Annotated in this window: 19 protein-coding genes; all 19 read right to left on the reverse strand. The window is 55.6% G+C overall.

Annotation, left to right across the window (positions count from 1 at the left end; genetic code table 11):
* Positions 1-4: 4 nt before the first annotated feature.
* From EZM41_RS03620 to flgD, 19 genes are read right to left on the reverse strand one after another with little or no spacing between them, the layout of a single operon-like run.
* Positions 5-1,066, reverse strand: coding sequence for a protein-glutamate methylesterase/protein-glutamine glutaminase (locus EZM41_RS03620; protein ID WP_198469592.1), 1,062 nt, complete (start codon positions 1,064-1,066; stop codon positions 5-7).
* Entirely contained in the window at positions 1,063-1,713 is a 651-nt protein-coding gene (locus EZM41_RS03625; protein WP_198469601.1) for a flagellar brake protein, read from the reverse strand. The genes EZM41_RS03620 and EZM41_RS03625 overlap by 4 nt, the downstream gene beginning before the upstream one ends.
* A 1-nt stretch (position 1,714) precedes the next feature.
* Positions 1,715-2,641, reverse strand: a complete 927-nt coding sequence (locus tag EZM41_RS03630; RefSeq protein WP_198469603.1) for a MinD/ParA family protein — start codon at positions 2,639-2,641, stop codon at positions 1,715-1,717.
* Positions 2,628-3,788 (reverse strand): flagellar biosynthesis protein FlhF, encoded by a 1,161-nt coding sequence (gene flhF / locus EZM41_RS03635; protein WP_198469605.1) that lies wholly within the window; start codon positions 3,786-3,788, stop codon positions 2,628-2,630. The genes EZM41_RS03630 and flhF overlap by 14 nt, the downstream gene beginning before the upstream one ends.
* 3 nt (positions 3,789-3,791) lie before the next feature.
* Positions 3,792-5,864 (reverse strand): flagellar biosynthesis protein FlhA, encoded by a 2,073-nt coding sequence (flhA, locus tag EZM41_RS03640; protein ID WP_198469607.1) that lies wholly within the window; start codon positions 5,862-5,864, stop codon positions 3,792-3,794.
* Complete coding sequence (gene flhB, locus EZM41_RS03645; RefSeq protein WP_198469609.1) at positions 5,864-6,973, reverse strand: flagellar biosynthesis protein FlhB; 1,110 nt, start codon at positions 6,971-6,973, stop codon at positions 5,864-5,866. Before flhB ends, flhA begins: the two co-directional genes overlap by 1 nt.
* Positions 6,964-7,740 carry a flagellar biosynthetic protein FliR gene (locus EZM41_RS03650; protein WP_198469611.1) on the reverse strand — a complete coding sequence of 259 codons (777 nt, stop codon included), beginning with the start codon at positions 7,738-7,740 and terminating at the stop codon, positions 6,964-6,966. The genes flhB and EZM41_RS03650 overlap by 10 nt, the downstream gene beginning before the upstream one ends.
* Positions 7,737-7,988 carry a flagellar biosynthesis protein FliQ gene (fliQ, locus tag EZM41_RS03655; RefSeq protein WP_198469699.1) on the reverse strand — a complete coding sequence of 84 codons (252 nt, stop codon included), beginning with the start codon at positions 7,986-7,988 and terminating at the stop codon, positions 7,737-7,739. The genes EZM41_RS03650 and fliQ overlap by 4 nt, the downstream gene beginning before the upstream one ends.
* A gap of 24 nt (positions 7,989-8,012) precedes the next feature.
* Positions 8,013-8,801 carry a flagellar type III secretion system pore protein FliP gene (fliP, locus tag EZM41_RS03660; protein ID WP_198469613.1) on the reverse strand — a complete coding sequence of 263 codons (789 nt, stop codon included), beginning with the start codon at positions 8,799-8,801 and terminating at the stop codon, positions 8,013-8,015.
* Positions 8,791-9,162 carry a hypothetical protein gene (locus tag EZM41_RS03665; RefSeq protein ID WP_198469615.1) on the reverse strand — a complete coding sequence of 124 codons (372 nt, stop codon included), beginning with the start codon at positions 9,160-9,162 and terminating at the stop codon, positions 8,791-8,793. The genes fliP and EZM41_RS03665 overlap by 11 nt, the downstream gene beginning before the upstream one ends.
* Positions 9,163-9,190: 28 nt before the next feature.
* Positions 9,191-9,550: a response regulator gene (locus tag EZM41_RS03670; RefSeq protein ID WP_198469617.1), complete on the reverse strand. Its 360-nt coding sequence runs from the start codon at positions 9,548-9,550 to the stop codon at positions 9,191-9,193.
* 30 nt (positions 9,551-9,580) lie between these two features.
* On the reverse strand, positions 9,581-10,696 hold the full coding sequence (fliN, locus tag EZM41_RS03675) for a flagellar motor switch protein FliN (protein WP_198469619.1): 1,116 nt from the start codon (positions 10,694-10,696) through the stop codon (positions 9,581-9,583).
* The gene (gene fliM / locus EZM41_RS03680; protein WP_198469621.1) at positions 10,678-11,700 is read right to left on the reverse strand and encodes a flagellar motor switch protein FliM; all 1,023 of its coding nucleotides are present in this window, start codon (positions 11,698-11,700) and stop codon (positions 10,678-10,680) included. The genes fliN and fliM overlap by 19 nt, the downstream gene beginning before the upstream one ends.
* Before the next feature lie 14 nt (positions 11,701-11,714).
* Positions 11,715-12,170, reverse strand: coding sequence for a flagellar basal body-associated FliL family protein (locus EZM41_RS03685; protein ID WP_198469623.1), 456 nt, complete (start codon positions 12,168-12,170; stop codon positions 11,715-11,717).
* Between the two features lie 23 nt (positions 12,171-12,193).
* Positions 12,194-12,916, reverse strand: coding sequence for an OmpA/MotB family protein (locus EZM41_RS03690; protein ID WP_198469625.1), 723 nt, complete (start codon positions 12,914-12,916; stop codon positions 12,194-12,196).
* Between the two features lie 2 nt (positions 12,917-12,918).
* The gene (locus EZM41_RS03695; protein ID WP_198469627.1) at positions 12,919-13,713 is read right to left on the reverse strand and encodes a motility protein A; all 795 of its coding nucleotides are present in this window, start codon (positions 13,711-13,713) and stop codon (positions 12,919-12,921) included.
* A gap of 45 nt (positions 13,714-13,758) precedes the next feature.
* Complete coding sequence (locus EZM41_RS03700; protein ID WP_198469629.1) at positions 13,759-13,944, reverse strand: flagellar FlbD family protein; 186 nt, start codon at positions 13,942-13,944, stop codon at positions 13,759-13,761.
* Between the two features lie 12 nt (positions 13,945-13,956).
* On the reverse strand, positions 13,957-15,876 hold the full coding sequence (locus tag EZM41_RS03705; protein ID WP_198469631.1) for a flagellar hook protein FlgE: 1,920 nt from the start codon (positions 15,874-15,876) through the stop codon (positions 13,957-13,959).
* 48 nt (positions 15,877-15,924) lie between these two features.
* Entirely contained in the window at positions 15,925-16,329 is a 405-nt protein-coding gene (flgD, locus tag EZM41_RS03710) for a flagellar hook assembly protein FlgD (protein ID WP_198469633.1), read from the reverse strand.
* Between the last annotated feature and the right edge of the window lie 19 nt (positions 16,330-16,348).

The following is a 16,348-nucleotide window of genomic DNA, read 5'->3' on the forward strand; positions in this document are numbered from 1 at the left end:
CGCCTCATTCTCCCTTCCGCATCTTTACCAACAATTTTACCCTCTCGGGAATTCTATAAAGCGGCAACGACTCATTCGCCGCGCCCGCCTCGACCGCAGATTTAGGCATTCCATATACGACGCACGTTTCGGGCGACTCCGCCAAGACAAACCCCCCTTTTGAGCGAATAGCCCTGGCTCCTTCTGTGCCATCCCTTCCCATGCCGGTCAATATTATCCCCACCGCTTTCGCTCCGGCGACATCTGCTACACTTAAGAATAACAGATCGGCCGCCGGTTTGACAGAGTGCAACGGCGGAGCATCGGAAAGCCTGCAGATGAATCGGCTGTCTTTTTTCTCCACCAACATGTGCTTGCCTCCGGGAGCTATGGCGGCGACGCCCGGCATAAGTTCTAACCCGTCTTGTCCTTCCACAACGTGCAACGCAGATATCTCATCAAGGCGCTTAGCCAAAGAAGCGGTGAACCCCGGAGGCATGTGCTGCGCGATGACTACAGGAACCGGAAGATCATGAGGCAGCCCGCTCAGGAGCTCCTGGAGCGCTTTAGGCCCCCCCGTAGAAGCCGCAACCGCTACGATCTCAGAAGGCTCGCCACGAGGCTCAATCGGTTGCGGTGCTTCTTTCAACGAAAGGGGCGCGCGGCGGTGCGCAAGTAGCGCGATGTTTACGCCTGAAGCCATCAAAACTTTGTTCCGGAGCTCATCCCCCACCTTGGCCATGTCCAAAGAGATCGTGCCCGACGGCTTGGCCACGAAGTCCACAGCCCCTGCAGCCAAAGCCTTAATGGTGATCTCTGCGCCTTCTCTCGTAAGGCTGCTCACCATGACGACCGGCGTCGGACGAAGGACCATTATGTCCTCAAGTGTGGCAAGGCCGTCCTTTTTGGGCATCTCAACGTCCAACGTAACCACATCGGGTTTGAGCTCTCCCAGCAGTTTGAGCGCTTCGATGCCGTCCCTGGCTCTGCCGACGACCTCCAGGCGAGGATCCTCTTCGAGAATATCGGAGATGAGCTTGCGCATGAACGCGGAATCGTCAACAACCAGAACGCGAACCTTTTTCATCGGGATAACTCCTGCTTTCTGATGAATTTGATCAACGCCGCTTCCGCCAAGGGAAAGAGCGATTCAAACTCGACGGCAATCTCTTTAAGCCCATCCACACCCTCCTGAAACCTCACGATTTTGGCCACAAACATAAAAGGGCTGCCCTCGATAGTCAGAGAGAGAAGCACCCTATCCCCTGCCGCCAACCCTCTCATGTCCGACGATCGCAGCCTGGCTCCTCCCAAGCTGATATCGAGGACGTCGCACTCCCGCCAATCTCCCCGCATGGGAGACCGCGCTTCGACGTCCAGGGGGAAAAATGCGGCCTTAAGGAGACAGGGGACGCGGAGGAACCGCCTCCTCTGAATGCGAATAAACTCCCCTACAGGACGCACCCAGAGGAGAGGGACGGAAGATGCGAGATCGCTCCGCACAGCGCTCACTTGCACAGCTATAGGAGAGCGCTCGTCCTCGAACATCACCTCGAACTGCATGTCTCTGTATATGGGCAGAAGCGCGCCGCGCAATAGAGGGTGAGATAGCGCCAAGAGCTCGCCTTCGATATCTTCGAGGCGCGAAGGATGGTGCCCCTTATAGAGCCCGGCATGGATATGGATATCGGCTCGCGCTCCAACCTTCAACTGCGATGCCGCACCGATCGCCATTTCACCCGCTCCGGGTCAGCCGCTTGGCCAGTCTGAAGAGAAAGGCCTTTACCCCGCGCCCTGCGACTGCTTTAGGGGGAAGTTCGCCAGAAGGTTCAGCCTTGGCGAGCCTGGAGGCGATCCACTTTACACACTGAGACGCTGCGCAACCGGGTTGATAAATGAAAAAAGGCCGGCTCGTCTCGGCAGCTCGCCTCACTGCCTCGTCCCTGAGCACATAACCCGCATAGGGCACAGAGATTTCCAAAAATTGGGCAGCGGCCATTTGGACCCTGCTCGCGACCGAGGCCGCTTTCTCATCGGAAGAGGCCATGTTCACGAGGAGGTTGACGTCGATGCCGGTTCCGCCGGAGAAGGCCAACACTTTAAGCATTCCGTAGCAGTCGCGGACAGCTGCAGGCTCGGGCGTCGTGAGCAAAAGCACGGAGTCGGCGGCCAAGCAAAAGGAGACGACGGTGCGATGCAAACCGGCCCCGGTGTCGATTATCAATATATCGGCCATGGAATCCAATACCGATAGGCTTTCTATGAGCGCGAGCTGCCTGCGAGGATCGAGGTCGGCGATGTCCGCCATGCCGACGCCGCCAGGTACGATCAATACGCCCTTGTCGACTTCCACCAATATCTCCTCCAGTCGCCTCTCACCCCGGATTACGTGAGCGAGGTTGTACCTGGAGGTGACGCCCAACAACAGATCCAAGTTGGCCAATCCCAAATCCGCGTCGAGCAGTGCTACTCTCTTACCCAAGCGCCCCAATGCCAAGGCTAAATTCGCGGATATGCTGCTTTTGCCGACGCCGCCCTTGCCGCTCGTTACCGCAAGCGACCGCAAGCGACCGCTTTCGGCGGAGATTCGGCCCGTCTCGGCTGCCACCAGTTCCCTCAATTCGTATGCCTGATCTGCGGGTTTCGCGTCAAGCCGAACCAAAGCGCTCCACTCCCATGACCAGTTTCGCAATGCGAGATGCTTCCGCCACCTCAATATCGCTCGGCACGTTCTGACCCGTCGTCAAAAAAGAAACAGGCGTGCCGAACTCGAGGCAGAAGTTAAGTAGCACGCCATATGTCATAGCCTCGTCCAGCTTGGTGAAGATAGCGCAAGATATAGGTATTTTGCTCATCCTCCGCACGACATCCACGATGACAGGATAGGCCACGTTAGCTTGAAGCACCAGGTGGACGGCGTCCGGTTTAAAGGCATCGTGAGCCCGTTCATATTCTTCCAGGTGGCGGTCATCCCGCTGCGATCGACCGGCCACATCGAGGAAAACCACTTCTGCGTCCGCGTGACGGGCGAGCACGTCGTCGTAATCTTTAGGCTCGAAAATTACCTCTATCGGAATCCCCAGGATCCTCGCATAGGTGCGCAGCTGCTCCACCGCAGCGATACGATAGGTATCGGCCGTTAAAAGCAGCACTTTTCTCCTCTCCCATAGGGACTGGATGGCGGCGAGCTTCGCTATCGTGGTGGTCTTCCCTACCCCAGTGGGGCCGATGAACATCACCTTTCGCCCCCCCAAAGCGGATGCGAAATCTCCACCTACCACACGGATATAGCCTGAAAGCCACTGAATCGCGTCTTGCGCTCCCGAGGCTTCGTGGTCTTGCGACAGTTTCTGCGCTAAGGCGGGCCCTACGCCGGCATCGATAAGCTTTTGACAAAAGGGAGACTTTTCGTGAGAGTTTTCCCCCGAATTGTCTTTAACCTTCTGGCCCTCTATCCTCGTCAAGATGGAGCGTATCTCTTTTATCCCTTCGAGCAGGGCGGGCATATCTCCGGACTTCGCCTTCTCTGAAAGCTCAAGCTTATCGGCAGATGACCTTTTTTGCGCCTCCAACAGCTGCTGAAAGGCGATGAGGCGCTCCTGCTTGGTTTGGACTCCTTGAGGTTCGTCCTCCTCCAAAATCCCGGCGGTCACCAAAAGGCTTCTCTTTCGGAACAGCCCAAGGAAACCCCCTTTTTTGACGACTTGGGACGACAGGATAACGGCGTCTCGCCCAAGCTTTTGACGGGCTATCTCAAGGGCTTCCGCATCGCTTCCCGCTTCAAACATTATCTGCTTCGCAAGCCGCATGAGCTATTCCACCATCCCCAAGGAGCGCAACTCAGTGCCCGGTGTAATTTCATTATAGGAGATAACAGGAATTTGGGGCAAACTTCCCTCCAACAGGCGGCGCACCACGAGTCTCACGTCGGGGTGGACCAGCAGGACCGGCGCATGGCCGGCGGCAGCTGCTTTTTCCATCTTGTCGCCCACAGCTTTGATAAGCTTTTGAATTTCGTCGACGGGCATACCGAGCCTCCATCCCGATGCGAGGTCGCCCTGCATCGACTCTTTTACGCGTTGCTCCCACCTCGGAGAAAGGGTGAGGACGGCGACGGTGCCTTGAGGATCCTGAAGGGAGATCGTAATGTGCCTGAATAAGGCCTCCCTGACGCGCTCGGTCAGGAAGTCAGGATTCCGAGAGATACGCCCCACGTCTGCAAGCGTCTCGAATATCGTAACCAGATCCCTGATAGGCACCGATTCTCTCAGGAGGTTCTGCAGCACTTTCTGCACGTCTCCGAGGGAGAGCACGTTCATGAGCTCCTCTGTAACGGCGGGATTGCTCTCCTTGACGAGATCTACGAGCTTCTGGGTTTCTTGGCGGGTCAACAGCTCGGCGCCGTATTTCTTGACGATCTCAGAGATGTGCGTCGCGAGCACAGAAGGAGCATCTACGACGGTGTAACCCAGCGATTCGGCCTGCTCGCGCAGTTCGGGGGCTATCCAGTAACCTTCGAGGCCGAAGGCAGGCTCTTTGGTGGGAATGCCCACCAACGGCTCCTCCGTCCCACTCGTGTTCATCGCTAAATAATGATCGGGCATTATTTCCGCGCGGGCTACCTGCGCCCCCTTGATGCGGATCAGGTATTCGGTTGGCTTGAGCTGTATGTTGTCTCTGATGCGTATCGGAGGCACGATCAGCCCCCTCTCCATGGCCATCTGGCGCCTGATCGTGGCTATGCGCTCGAGCATATCCCCTCCCTGAGACGGGTCGACGAGCGGGATCAGGGCGTAGCCTATTTCCACCTCCATCGGGTCTACGGCGACGAGGGGCAGCACGCTTTCGGGGGCACCAGCAGGCGCCTTGGCGGCTGGCGTAGGCGCCTCGCCGGCAGGTTCGCCCGGCGGCGCTTTGTTCTCTCTGTAGACCACAAAACCTGCGAGCGCCAGTATTGTGCCGAGGAGGAGGAATGGGGTTGTGGGGAGGCCGGGGACCACGGCCAAGGTGAAGAGCAGCCCCGCGCCTATAAAAAGAGGGCGACAGTTCGAGGAGAGCGACGCCACGATATCGCGCCCCAAGTTGGATTCTCCTGCCGCTCTGGTGACGATGATTCCCGTCGCGGTGGATAGCAACAGCGCAGGAATCTGGGCGACGAGACCGTCGCCCACCGTCAACAAGCTGTAAGTCTGGAGGGCTTCCCGGAAGGTGAACCCCCGCTGAAAGACACCTATGGTCAGACCTCCCAAAATGTTCACCACGGTAATGATGAGGCCGGCTATGGCATCCCCTCTCACGAATTTGGAGGCCCCGTCCATGGATCCGTAGAAATCGGCTTCCCTCTGTATCTCGCTCCTTCGCCTCCTGGCCTCCTTTTCGTCTATCAGCCCGGCGTTCAAATCGGCGTCTATGGCCATCTGCTTGCCCGGCATCGCGTCCAACGTAAAGCGCGCCGCCACTTCGGCCACCCTCTCCGCGCCGCGCGTAATGACGACGAATTGGATGATGACGAGGATCAAAAAGACTACGCCTCCTACGACGTAGTTGCCTCCTACCACGAAGTCGCCGAAAGCGGCTATGACCTCACCGGCATAAGCCTGAAGCAAGATCAGGCGCGTCGTCGAAACGTTCAAGGCGAGGCGGTAAAGGGTAGCTATCAGCAATATGGTCGGAAAGGCAGGTATCTCGAGGGGCTTAAGGACATAGAACGTCGCGAGGAGCACGACGACTCCGAAGGTTATGTTCATAGAGAGCAGTATGTCGAGCAAAAACGTCGGCATGGGGATGATCATCATACCCACTATCAGGATGATCAAAAAAGCCATTCCAACGTCGGCGAAGCGCGTAGCCCTTCTCATCAGAGAACTTTCGCGGATATCAGCCATTACGTTCGGCCTCCAACATTGACGAATGGACCTCTCCTCTTAGTGCGATATACGAACGCCAAAACCTCGGCCACAGCTTTATACAACTTCTCGGGGATCTCCGAACCCAATTCCGCCTCGTAAAGGGCCCTGGCGAGTGCACGATTTTCCACGATAGGCACACCGTGGCTTCGGGCCACTTCCCTGATCCGCTGCGCCAAGATCCCTTTCCCTTTTGCTACGAGCACGGGGGCCTCCATGATGCTTCTATCATAGCGCAAAGCGACGGCCAATGTGGTAGGGTTGGTTATGACCACGTCGGCCTTAGGCACTTCGGCCATCATCCTGCGCCTGGCGAGCTCCCTCTGTCTCTGGCGAATCCTGCGGCGCACCAACGGATCTCCCTCGATATCTTTAAACTCCTCCTTGAGCTCTTGCCTGCTCATCCTGATCGAACGCTCGAACTCCCACCTCTGATAGGCGTAGTCAAATACCGACAAGGCCAAAAGGAGAAGCGCCATCTTGAGGCTCGCGCTCCATAGGGTGCGCAGCAAAAGGCCCACCCCTGCGAGGTGCGGAAAGCGCACCATGGACAAGAAAAGCTCAAGCTCTCCCTTTATGGTCCAAAAGAGCACGAGCGCCAACAGCGACGCCTTGAGGACCCCTTTTAAAAGCTCCACCAAGGAACGCAAGGAAAAGACGCGTTTGAAGCCCTGCACGGGATTGAGGCGGTCGAATTTGGGGATCAACGGTTTAGCCGTAACGACGAACTTCACCTGGAAGAGCGTCACTGCGAGGGCAAAAACGGCGCAAAGCAGCCCCAGTGGCAGCCATAAAAGGAGATATCTCTTCGCCGCCACCATGGCCAGTTCTTTTATCCAGAGTTCACCAGTGAGGTCTCGCCCGATGTAAGAGATATCCCAGCTCAGATATTCTCTCATTCCGTTAAACAGAAAAGAAGAGATAAAATAGATGGTCACCAACCCAGCCATGATGGATACCGCGGCAGATAAGTCCTGACTTCGCGCTACGCGCCCTTCTTCGCGCTCCCTGCGGCGTTTGCGGGGCGTGGCGGGTTCCGTGCGTTCTTGGGCAAAAAGCTGCAGGTCGAAGGACCTTGTTAGCGCCACAGCGCAGCCCCCTTCATGGCCAGCTCCAAAGCATCTTCTATTTTTCCATGGATCAGATCGACTGCGACGGGCAAAACCATCATAAGCATCAAAAAACCCAACAGCACTTTCAGGGGCAATCCCAAAACAAACACGTTCAATTGAGGGACGGTCCTGGCTATGAAGCCGAGGCCTATATCGGCCAAAAGGAGAGCTCCATAGAACGGTAGGGTGATTTTAACGGCCAGGTAAAATGCCTCTCTTAGCCAGGTGGCGACCTGCGGGTCTTCTGCGAAGCTCCACTCAACCTGGGCCAAAGGGAATAGGCGCAGGCTCTCCATCAACCCCTGAAAGAGGAGTATGTGCCCGTTCCAGTACAGGAAAAACCAAAGCCCGAGGAGGAACTTGAGCTGTCCTATAACCGATGTCTGCACCTGGGATAGCGGATCCAAGACGTTAACCATGCCGAAGCCCATAGAGACGCCTATCAGCCAACCCGCCATCTCCATCGCGTACAAAGGCAGGGCCGACAAAAATCCCAAGGTCGCCCCTATGAAGAACTCCCGCGTGCACGCCAGGATCAAGGCCAACGGCTCGGTTAAATTGGGCGGAAAAGCCTGAGCTAAAACCATGGGCAAAGCGGCGAAGGCCAGCAGGAGCGCCAGCCAAAAGCGCGCAGCGATGGGCATCGACGGCACTGTGAGCGCAGGAGAAACCATGAGGAGCCCGAGGAAGCGAAGCCCCAACATAAAGGTCAAGGTCAGCAGGAAAAGCCAATCTCCGTTCATGGTATGAAACTATCAAGATGTCCCAATATGTCCCGCGCCATCTGACCGATATTGCCAAACATCCATGGCCCGAGAAACAAGAGAGCCAAAAAGACCGCCAAGATCTTGGGTATGAAGATGAGGGTCTGCTCCTGGATCGAAGTGGCCGTCTGCAGTATGCCTATTATCAAGCCCACAGCCATGGCCGTCAGAAGGACCGGCGCGGAGGTCAACAGGGTAATCCAAACGGCATGTCGAAACGCGTCCATCGTGGTCACGGACAAGTCGCCTCCTTATTTAAAGCTGCTCACAAGGCTCGAGACCACCAGGTCCCAGCCATCCGCCATTACAAACAGAAGCACTTTAAACGGCAACGATACAAGCATGGGAGGCAGCATTATCATGCCCATGCTCATCAACACGCTCGCCACTATCATGTCAACCACGATAAAAGGGATAAATATTACCACACCCATCTGAAAGGCTATCTTGAGCTCGCTCAACATGAAGGCCGGGATCAATACGCGCGTCGGAAGGTCATCCGGCGTTTGAGGCCTCGGGAGATCGGCCAAGGACACCATCAGCGACAATTCCCCCTCCCTCGTCTCTTTGAGCATGAAAGCGCGCACGGGTTCGACAGCACCGTTCAGCGCCTCGGGAGCCGAGATCTCGCCGCGCAGATACGGGTCGAGCGCGTCATCGTAAACCTTCTGCCACACGGGGGCCATGGTAAAGAAGGTCAAAAAGAGCGCCAGCGTGACCAGAATCTGATTCGACGGCATCTGTTGGACGCCTATAGCGCTTCGCACAAAGCTCAAGACTACCAATATGCGGGTGAAGCTCGTGAGCATCAATACAATGGCAGGAGCGAGGCTCAAAACAGTAAGGAGCGCCAGGATTTGGAGGGTGAGCGCCACATCCTGAGGCGATTGAGCAGCCTTTATGCCGAATTCCACGCTCGGAATGGGGATAGAGGGGGGCTCGGGCTGAGCATAGGCAGCTCCGACCAGGAGCACTATAAAGGAAAGGGCTATAGCGCTTTTAACCGCACGATTGAGCCACCTTGTTGATTCAAGAGACATCGCCGCTTTTATCCTCCCAATCCCTGAGGCCCCACCTCCCAAGGAAGAGAGCGCCGTTTTTGCCGGAGACGAAGGCTACGACATCAGGGCCGCAGCGGACCAGATATACAACCTCGTGCCCCAGCGGCAACGTGGCTAAAAGGCACAAATCTCCCCTTTTGGGTCGAGAGATCCCCCTCTTTTGAGCAAAGCGCAGGGCCAACCACGCACATGCGCCGATGCCGATCAAGGCCAAGAACATACGAAAAAGATAACTCTCGATGGTGGGCGCCTCGGAAGCCGCCAAAGCCGGAAAAGGACAAAAGAGCGAGGCCGCGACCGAGGGTAATATGCATATCCTTAGCGACCTCGCCGAATACATCAAAATACACATCCATCCGAGGTTCGAGCTAAGACAGGGCCTTTTTCAAGGCCTCCAAGACGCGGTCGGGCTGAAAGGGCTTTACGATGAAGTCGGAAGCCCCAGCTTGGATGGCCTCAATGACCATCGCCTGTTGTCCCATAGCGCTGACCATAACGACCTTGGCGTTCGGGTCGATCTTTTTGATCTCCTTCACAGCAGCGATGCCATCGACTTCGGGCATGGTAATGTCCATAGTCACTAAATCCGGCTTGAGTTCCTGATAAAGCCTTACGGCCTCAGCACCGTTCGTCGCCTCGCCAGCTATCTCAAAACCACCTTTGAGGAGTATGTCCTTCAACATCATACGCATAAAAGCAGCATCGTCCACCACCAGGACCCTTGTCACACAATTCAGCCCCTTCCCCCAAATATATCTTCAGCCGCTGATAGAGCGAATGCGATCGGCCTTGCTCGCGATCTCAGTTACCCTGACGGCGAAGCTCTCATCGATGATGACGACTTCACCACGCGCGATGAGTTTGCCGTTGGCCAAAATATCGACCGGCTCACCGGCCATCTTTTCTAATTCTATCACGGAGCCGGGCCCCATGTTTAAAATCTCGCCTATCGTCTTCCTGGTGCGTCCGAGCTCCACGGTTATGCGAAGCGGAACATCCACTATCAGATCGAGATTGCCAATGCCCTTCAGTTCGGGCTCTTCGTCTGGCCTTAAAGGTAGAAATGCGGCCGGTCGCGCTTCTACCGGCACTGAAGTGGCGCCGGCCCCCACGACTGCACCTCCTCCAGCACGAGGGGGTGGAGCGGGTTCGGTTTGAGCCGTGCTCGGTCGCGGCTCATGGGGTTCGGGTTTAGCGGCTTCTTCTTTGGCAGCGCTCTGAACCGCTTTATTCAACTCTTCGGCTAACTTGTTCGAGGCATCGAGGGTGGTGAGAAGCCAGACGTCAAAAGAGCCTATATCGTGGATCTCCACATTGTACCGTACTGCCCAGATTTTTTCCCCCCGATCCATCTCGCCAAAGGGACGCCACTCTCCGTGCGGCAGAGTCGCGGAGACGCCGCGGGGCACCACTTTTTTACCCGAAAGAAGCCTGCTCAAATCGGCAAGAGCGGTCCCCACAAATTGGCTCAAGCCTTCCTGAGCGGCGCTCAGATAGAGATCGTTCATTTCGGGCGGAAGGTCCTTGCCGTCCCCTCCCATCATGAGATCGGCGAGCATGAGCGCTCCGCGCCCGTTCAAGACCAATGCGGCGGGGATTTCCAACCCATCCCACGTCATGGAATAGAGGAAGGGAGACGGATCGCCTAAACGGCTCAAAAAATCATCTTGAGACAAAACGGTCTCTTCCGCTAACTTCACTGCAACCGTTTTGCCGGAAAGCATCCCCATGACTCTCTCGCCGGCCGCAGAAAAGACCGAGGCGACTTCAGAGAGGAGGCCCGTATCCTGCCCCGCAGAATCCGCTTTCTTCTCGCCGGACGACCCTTTTAGCAGGGCATCTATCTCCTCCTGGCTCAAGAGGTCATTAACCATACCACATCCTCCTCCTCTGCGCCCAGCTTTTGAACGACGTCAGTTATCCGTACGGCATATCGCCCTTTCGATGTGCCGGGGGCTGCATAAAACTTTACATTGCTGCCAATGCGAACGGCCACGGGATCAGCGTAAGACTCCTCCAAACGGATGACATCGCCGGGACGAAGTCCGAGCAGTTCTTTCAGCTCGATCTCGGCATGGCCGAGCTCTACGACGACTGGCACCTTAATGTCCTTGAGCCTTTCAGTCAATTTCTCCTTGGCGTTCTCGGTCCCCTTCCGCCCAGTCGAAGCGAACCACCGCTGGGAGCTCAAACGATCCACGACCGGCTCCATCACGAAATAGGGGACGCAGAAGTTCATGAGCCCCTCGATGTTCCCGAGTTGGACCTTGAGCGTAACCACCAGCACCATATCGGAACCAGGGCAAATCTGTACGAAAAAGGGATTGCTCTCGAGGTTAACGAAGCGGAATTTCAAGTCTACGACAGTACTCCAGCTCTCCTCCAAGAGCTCGAGAATGCGCATAAATATCCTCTCGGCCACCATGCGCTCTATGTCGGTGAGGCTCCTCGGCTTGGAGAGCGATTCTCCTTTGCCGCCAAGGCTACGGTCGATGATAGCGAATATTAAGCTCGGGGCGATCTCCAGCATGGCACTGCCGCTCAAGGGATACATATCGAGCACCGCTATCACAGTCGGCTGAACGAGCGAGCGCACGAATTCATCATAAGATATCTGATCCACCGAAGCCACCTCGGCCGAGACCAAAGAGCGCGCCATCGTGGAAATGGCCGTGGTGACCTGGCGGGCGAAGGACTCGTGAACCATTTGGATCGCCCGGAGCTGATCTTTGCTGAATTTGTCCGGCCGCCTAAAATCGTAGATCTTGAACTTCTTCTCTTCTTCGCTCTTTTTAATGGCCTCGATATCGACATGGCCGCTGGAGAGGGCTTGTAAAAGGGCATCTATTTCAGCCTGAGAGAGGACTTCGGGCACCATAAGCTCCCACTCCTTTATTGAAGCATAAATTCCTCAAACAAGACGCGCTTCACTGGGGCACGCCCGTCCGCAAGCGGCATCATGGCGTTGATCCTCCTCGTGAGGTCCTGGCTCGCCTCCAATATTCCCTCGGCCGTCCTCAAATCGTCGTAAAAGCGATCTTTCATGGCCAATATTACCTCGTTTTTGACTCTGCTCTGCCAACCGCTCTCGGAAAAGAGGTTTAACGCCTTGGGCGAGTTCAATTCAAGGACGAGCTTGAAGCGCACGATCTTCGGTTCTCTATCGGCGAGGTTAACGGTGAAGTCTCCCATATTGACCATGGGCCCCGGCATTTCCACCTGCCTCTCCGGCGACGTCACATACGCAGGCTGTTTAAGAATTTTCCCCCCAAAAAACACCCCCGCGCCTACCCCTACGAGCAGAATCACAATGCCAACGAGGGCGAACAGGATAATCTTCTTCAACATATATATATACCCCCATGATTATATCAATCTTTAGAATAGCGGGAAAGCACAACCACGTCCACCCTGCGATTGAGCCGCCTGTGGTCGTCGGTGTCGTTGGGCACGAGGGGTCTAAAGGGACCATATCCGACGGCCCGTAGCCTGCGCGGGTCGATGCCCACGACATCACTCAAGAAAGAGGCGACAACGGCCGCTCGAACCGAGGAAAGCCCCCAATTGTCTTTGTAGGGCCCGCCTTTCAAGGGGACGTTATCCGTATGCCCCTCCACGGACAGCTGATTAGGCAACTCTTTCAAGGCCCCTCCCACTTTGGACAGGAGCCTTTTGGCCTCAGGCCGTAGCTCTGCGCTCCCCGGTTCGAAGAGAAGCTGTTCCGTGAAGGAGATAACCACGCCCCTCTCGTCGATTCGTGCAGATATGTCCTGCTTTAAGCCTTCCTCACGAAGGAATATATCGAGCTTTTGCAAGGTGGACAGGATATCGTGCGTCTCTTGGGCGCTCTGTCCGGCGCTGAACCCTCGAAAGCCGGCGAATACGTTCTCCGCCTCCTGCATGCTCTTCCCACCCGGCAAGACTCCGATAGCTCCCTGAAAAGAGTAAATCATCTTCTGAAATTTCTGAACGTCGATAGAAGAAAATGAAAAAAGAAAGACGAAAAAAGTAAGGAGCAATGTGACCATGTCTCCATAAGTGGTGAGCCAGTTACCTTTAACTCCCTCGTCTATTTTCCTCCGCTTTCGTGCCATCACTATCCTGCCTTTTCTTTAGATTCTTGCCTTTCAGCCTCCAATTCATTTCTTAACTTAGGCGGCAGGAATATCTTGAGCTTCTCCTCGACGATGCGCGGGTTCTCTCCAGCCTGGATGGCCAAAACCCCTTCTACCATCAGCTCCCTGGAGAGCACCTCTTGGGAGGTGCGAACGGAGAGCTTCCTTGAGATCGGAATGCCGAATACATTCGCCAAGAAGGAACCGTAAAACGTCGTGATGAGCGCCACTGCCATGCCGGGACCCAGGGCATCGGGGTCATTCAGGTTTTTAAGCATCTGAATAAGGCCTATAAGCGTACCTAACATGCCAAAGGCAGGAGCGAGCTCCGCCATCGTGTCGAACATCTGCTTGTTCCCCACATGGCGTTCCTCCAAAATCCCTATCTCCGCATCGAGGATAGCTTTGACGAGCTCGGGGTCGGTGCCGTCCACCACAAGTTGGATAGACTTGCGCAAAAAACCGTCTTCGAGTTGCATGGCGTCTTCCTCAAGGGCTAACAACCCCTCCCTCCGCGCCTTCTCGGCGAAGCTCACCAACGTCTGCACCAATCCCACCAAATCCGGACTCTCCGCGAAGAAGGCCTTGTGAAGGATCTTTCCGAGATCACGGATGCGCTCCATGGGGTTCGACATGATCACGGCGCCGAAAGTGCCGCCCACGGTAATGAGCAAGGACGGCATATTGACGAACGCCCCCGGTTCTCCTCCTACTATTATGCCGCCCACGACCAAAACGATTGCCAGGATCAGCCCCAAGACCGTGGCAAGGTCCAAGTGCGCATCACCACCTTAAAATAGACCGTGTTAGATTCAATCCGACTAAAAGGCCTTCGTCTTTCGCTTATATTGTATGACCTTTTCCGTCACGGTGTCGACGGACTCTTTGACCACGTAACGATGGCCGTTGACGAGCGTGATCACCGTGTCAGGACTCGCCGCTATCGTCTCTATGAGTTCGGCATTCAGAACGAACGCTTCGCCGTTAAGGCGGGTCAACTCGATCATTTACTCCCCTTCTTACCGCTTTATGTTCATCAGTTCCTCCAACACCTGGTCGCTCGTCGTGATCACGCGGGCGTTCGCCTGGAAACCGCGCTGCGCCATGATCAAATTCACGAACTCTTCGGTGAGGTCGACATTCGCCATTTCGAGCGTGCCGCCGAGGATGCTGCCTGCGCCGCCCTCCTGAGGGTTTACGATCTCCGGAAGGCCCGAGTTGGGGCTAACCGAAAACAACGTCTCCCCCTTCTTGACAAGCCCTTGAGGGTTGGCAAAAAGCGCTACTGGGAGGCTATAAAGCGTTTTATTTCTGCCGTTGCTATACGAGCCTACGATCGTGCCGTCTTGCCCTACGGAGAAATCCTGGAGGACGCCCATGGGATAGCCGTCTTGATAGTATGCCTTGGTGGTGAATCCGGAACCGTACTGCGTCACGCCGTCAACGAGGTCTTTCCCCAACGACTCTCCGGAAAAGTCCAATTTGATGGTGGACACATCGGCGCCATAGGCGCCGAAATCCACATTCATGGAAACCGTCCCCCCGCCTGAAACCTTGCCATCGGGACCGAAGCTGATCACGCCGGAAGAACCGCTCAAACCCGGTTCATTTGGGAAATAAGCCATCCACGACCACTGATTCGGCCCTATCTTGCTCCACTTGACCTCGAGGGTGTGGGGATTGCCGAGAGAATCATATATGTCAAGCTTGGCGGAATGAGTGCTGTCGAGCTGCTGCGAAAGGGTCAGCAGGATTTGCTCGCTCGTGGGCTGAGAGGGGTCTTCAAAGGTGATGGCGTAACCGCCACTTGAGACTGAAGGAGAAAAACTAAAATAGAAGGGGTTAGTAGTATCATTTGGATCGTCGCTGTGGGGATTCAAAGCTATGCTTTCAAACTTACCCTCTTCGTCCATCGTGACATCGTAATAATAGTGCACTAAATTAGTCCCGTCATAACCCCACAGGTGAAGCACATCGCCGGGAGGATCGAACTCCGCTATAAAATTAAACGAAGTTTCATTATTGTCTTTAGCCGCAAAGGTCGCGAAGTTAAAATAGTTGCTCAAGTCGGCCTGCCACACCACGTTATTGTCACTATTGGTTATCGTCAAGAGGTTGTCCGCCCCCATGAAAGTAACGGTATAATTAGCTCCACCGATGGTAATGGTCATCGGCGTAGTATCGGCGAAGACTGGCCCGTCGCTATCGACCCCGATTAATTCTATCGGAAGGCTAAAGGGCAGGGGTGAGTCTGTCTCAAATGTGACGTTTATAAAACCAGCCTCGGTGTCTCCTTCGGCAAAGGATATGTGCACCTCTTGGCCGTTTATGACGGGATTGAAGGTGATGTTTTCTCCCTCAAAGCCGAAGGGTAGGTAGGAGCCCACGCGGCTGTCGAGATTGCAGCGAAATCCCACCAGCGTGGTGGCCATGGCCTCGAGCTTCTGCCCCACGGGTATATTTATGCCCTGAAGGTCCGTCCCCGCTATATATCGCGTCGGGTCGTTGGGATCCACTTCCATCTTATACCCCATGAGCTGAAGGCCCGTCCCCGACTGAACCATGTTACCGCTGCCGTCCAGGACAAAGTTGCCCGCCCTCGTGTAAAACGTCCCCTCGCCGCTTCCCACGATGAAATAGCCGTCGCCTTGAATCGCGAGGTCCGTGCGATTCCCCGTATATTGAGGCGGACCTTGGGTTTGAATCGTCTCGATGGCGGCGACGCTTACGCCGAGCCCTATCTGCATGGGGTTGGTACCGCCCATGTTGTCGGCGGGGGCCGTGGCTCCGCGCATATTTTGGTAGAGCAGATCCTGGAACGTGACGCGCGACTTCTTAAAGCCGACGGAGTTGACGTTGCTGATATTATTTCCCACGACGTCGAGCATCGTCTGGTGACCTTTGACGCCGCTTACGCCCGACTGGAGCGAACGCAGCATAATAACCCCTCCCTCATTTCAACAAGATTTCTCAAACGTGCATGCCCTTTAAGAGATCGAAAGAATGGCCCCAAGCGGAATCCTTTCCCCCGAAGCGAGCTCTAACATCATATTGCCGTTGCCGAAGCGCACGGATAACACCCGGCTCGATATCTCCTCCCCGGTTTCGTCGAAAAAACTCACCGTCCGGCCCACCAACCCGCTGGAAGAAAGGAGGGAGAGCATCGTAAGGTTGTCCATTTGTTTCGAGATGTTCATCATCTGCTCGAGTTCGCTGAACTGCGCCATCTGAGCGATGAACTCCGTATCCTTCATGGGCTCCAGAGGGTCCTGGTTCGTCAACTGGGTTATCAGGATGCGCAAAAAGGAGTCTTTGTCGAGCTCGGTCTTGATCTCCCTCGACTGTGCAGTACCATACACCTCAGTGGTCGTGCCAATCCCGGTCACGGTCATAAGTCTTCACCTCCGCTCT

It is taken from the genome of Acetomicrobium sp. S15 = DSM 107314, assembly GCF_016125955.1.
In the GTDB taxonomy this organism is placed as follows: Bacteria; Synergistota; Synergistia; order Synergistales; family Thermosynergistaceae; genus Thermosynergistes; species Thermosynergistes pyruvativorans.

What these genes read in the sequence shown, in the direction of transcription:
- flgD (WP_198469633.1), bottom strand. Translation starts at nt 16,329, where the DNA reads ATGACCGTGACCGGGATTGGCACGACCACTGAGGTGTATGGTACTGCA.
- EZM41_RS03685 (WP_198469623.1), bottom strand. Translation starts at nt 12,170, where the DNA reads ATGTTGAAGAAGATTATCCTGTTCGCCCTCGTTGGCATTGTGATTCTG.
- flhF (WP_198469605.1), bottom strand. Translation starts at nt 3,788, where the DNA reads ATGCGGCTTGCGAAGCAGATAATGTTTGAAGCGGGAAGCGATGCGGAA.
- fliP (WP_198469613.1), bottom strand. Translation starts at nt 8,801, where the DNA reads ATGTCTCTTGAATCAACAAGGTGGCTCAATCGTGCGGTTAAAAGCGCT.
- EZM41_RS03620 (WP_198469592.1), bottom strand. Translation starts at nt 1,066, where the DNA reads ATGAAAAAGGTTCGCGTTCTGGTTGTTGACGATTCCGCGTTCATGCGC.
- fliQ (WP_198469699.1), bottom strand. Translation starts at nt 7,988, where the DNA reads ATGGACGCGTTTCGACATGCCGTTTGGATTACCCTGTTGACCTCCGCG.
- EZM41_RS03700 (WP_198469629.1), bottom strand. Translation starts at nt 13,944, where the DNA reads ATGATCGAGTTGACCCGCCTTAACGGCGAAGCGTTCGTTCTGAATGCC.
- EZM41_RS03650 (WP_198469611.1), bottom strand. Translation starts at nt 7,740, where the DNA reads ATGAACGGAGATTGGCTTTTCCTGCTGACCTTGACCTTTATGTTGGGG.
- EZM41_RS03625 (WP_198469601.1), bottom strand. Translation starts at nt 1,713, where the DNA reads ATGGCGATCGGTGCGGCATCGCAGTTGAAGGTTGGAGCGCGAGCCGAT.
- EZM41_RS03665 (WP_198469615.1), bottom strand. Translation starts at nt 9,162, where the DNA reads ATGTATTCGGCGAGGTCGCTAAGGATATGCATATTACCCTCGGTCGCG.
- fliM (WP_198469621.1), bottom strand. Translation starts at nt 11,700, where the DNA reads ATGGTGCCCGAAGTCCTCTCTCAGGCTGAAATAGATGCCCTTTTACAA.
- fliN (WP_198469619.1), bottom strand. Translation starts at nt 10,696, where the DNA reads ATGGTTAATGACCTCTTGAGCCAGGAGGAGATAGATGCCCTGCTAAAA.
- EZM41_RS03690 (WP_198469625.1), bottom strand. Translation starts at nt 12,916, where the DNA reads ATGGCACGAAAGCGGAGGAAAATAGACGAGGGAGTTAAAGGTAACTGG.
- flhA (WP_198469607.1), bottom strand. Translation starts at nt 5,864, where the DNA reads ATGGCTGATATCCGCGAAAGTTCTCTGATGAGAAGGGCTACGCGCTTC.
- EZM41_RS03705 (WP_198469631.1), bottom strand. Translation starts at nt 15,876, where the DNA reads ATGCTGCGTTCGCTCCAGTCGGGCGTAAGCGGCGTCAAAGGTCACCAG.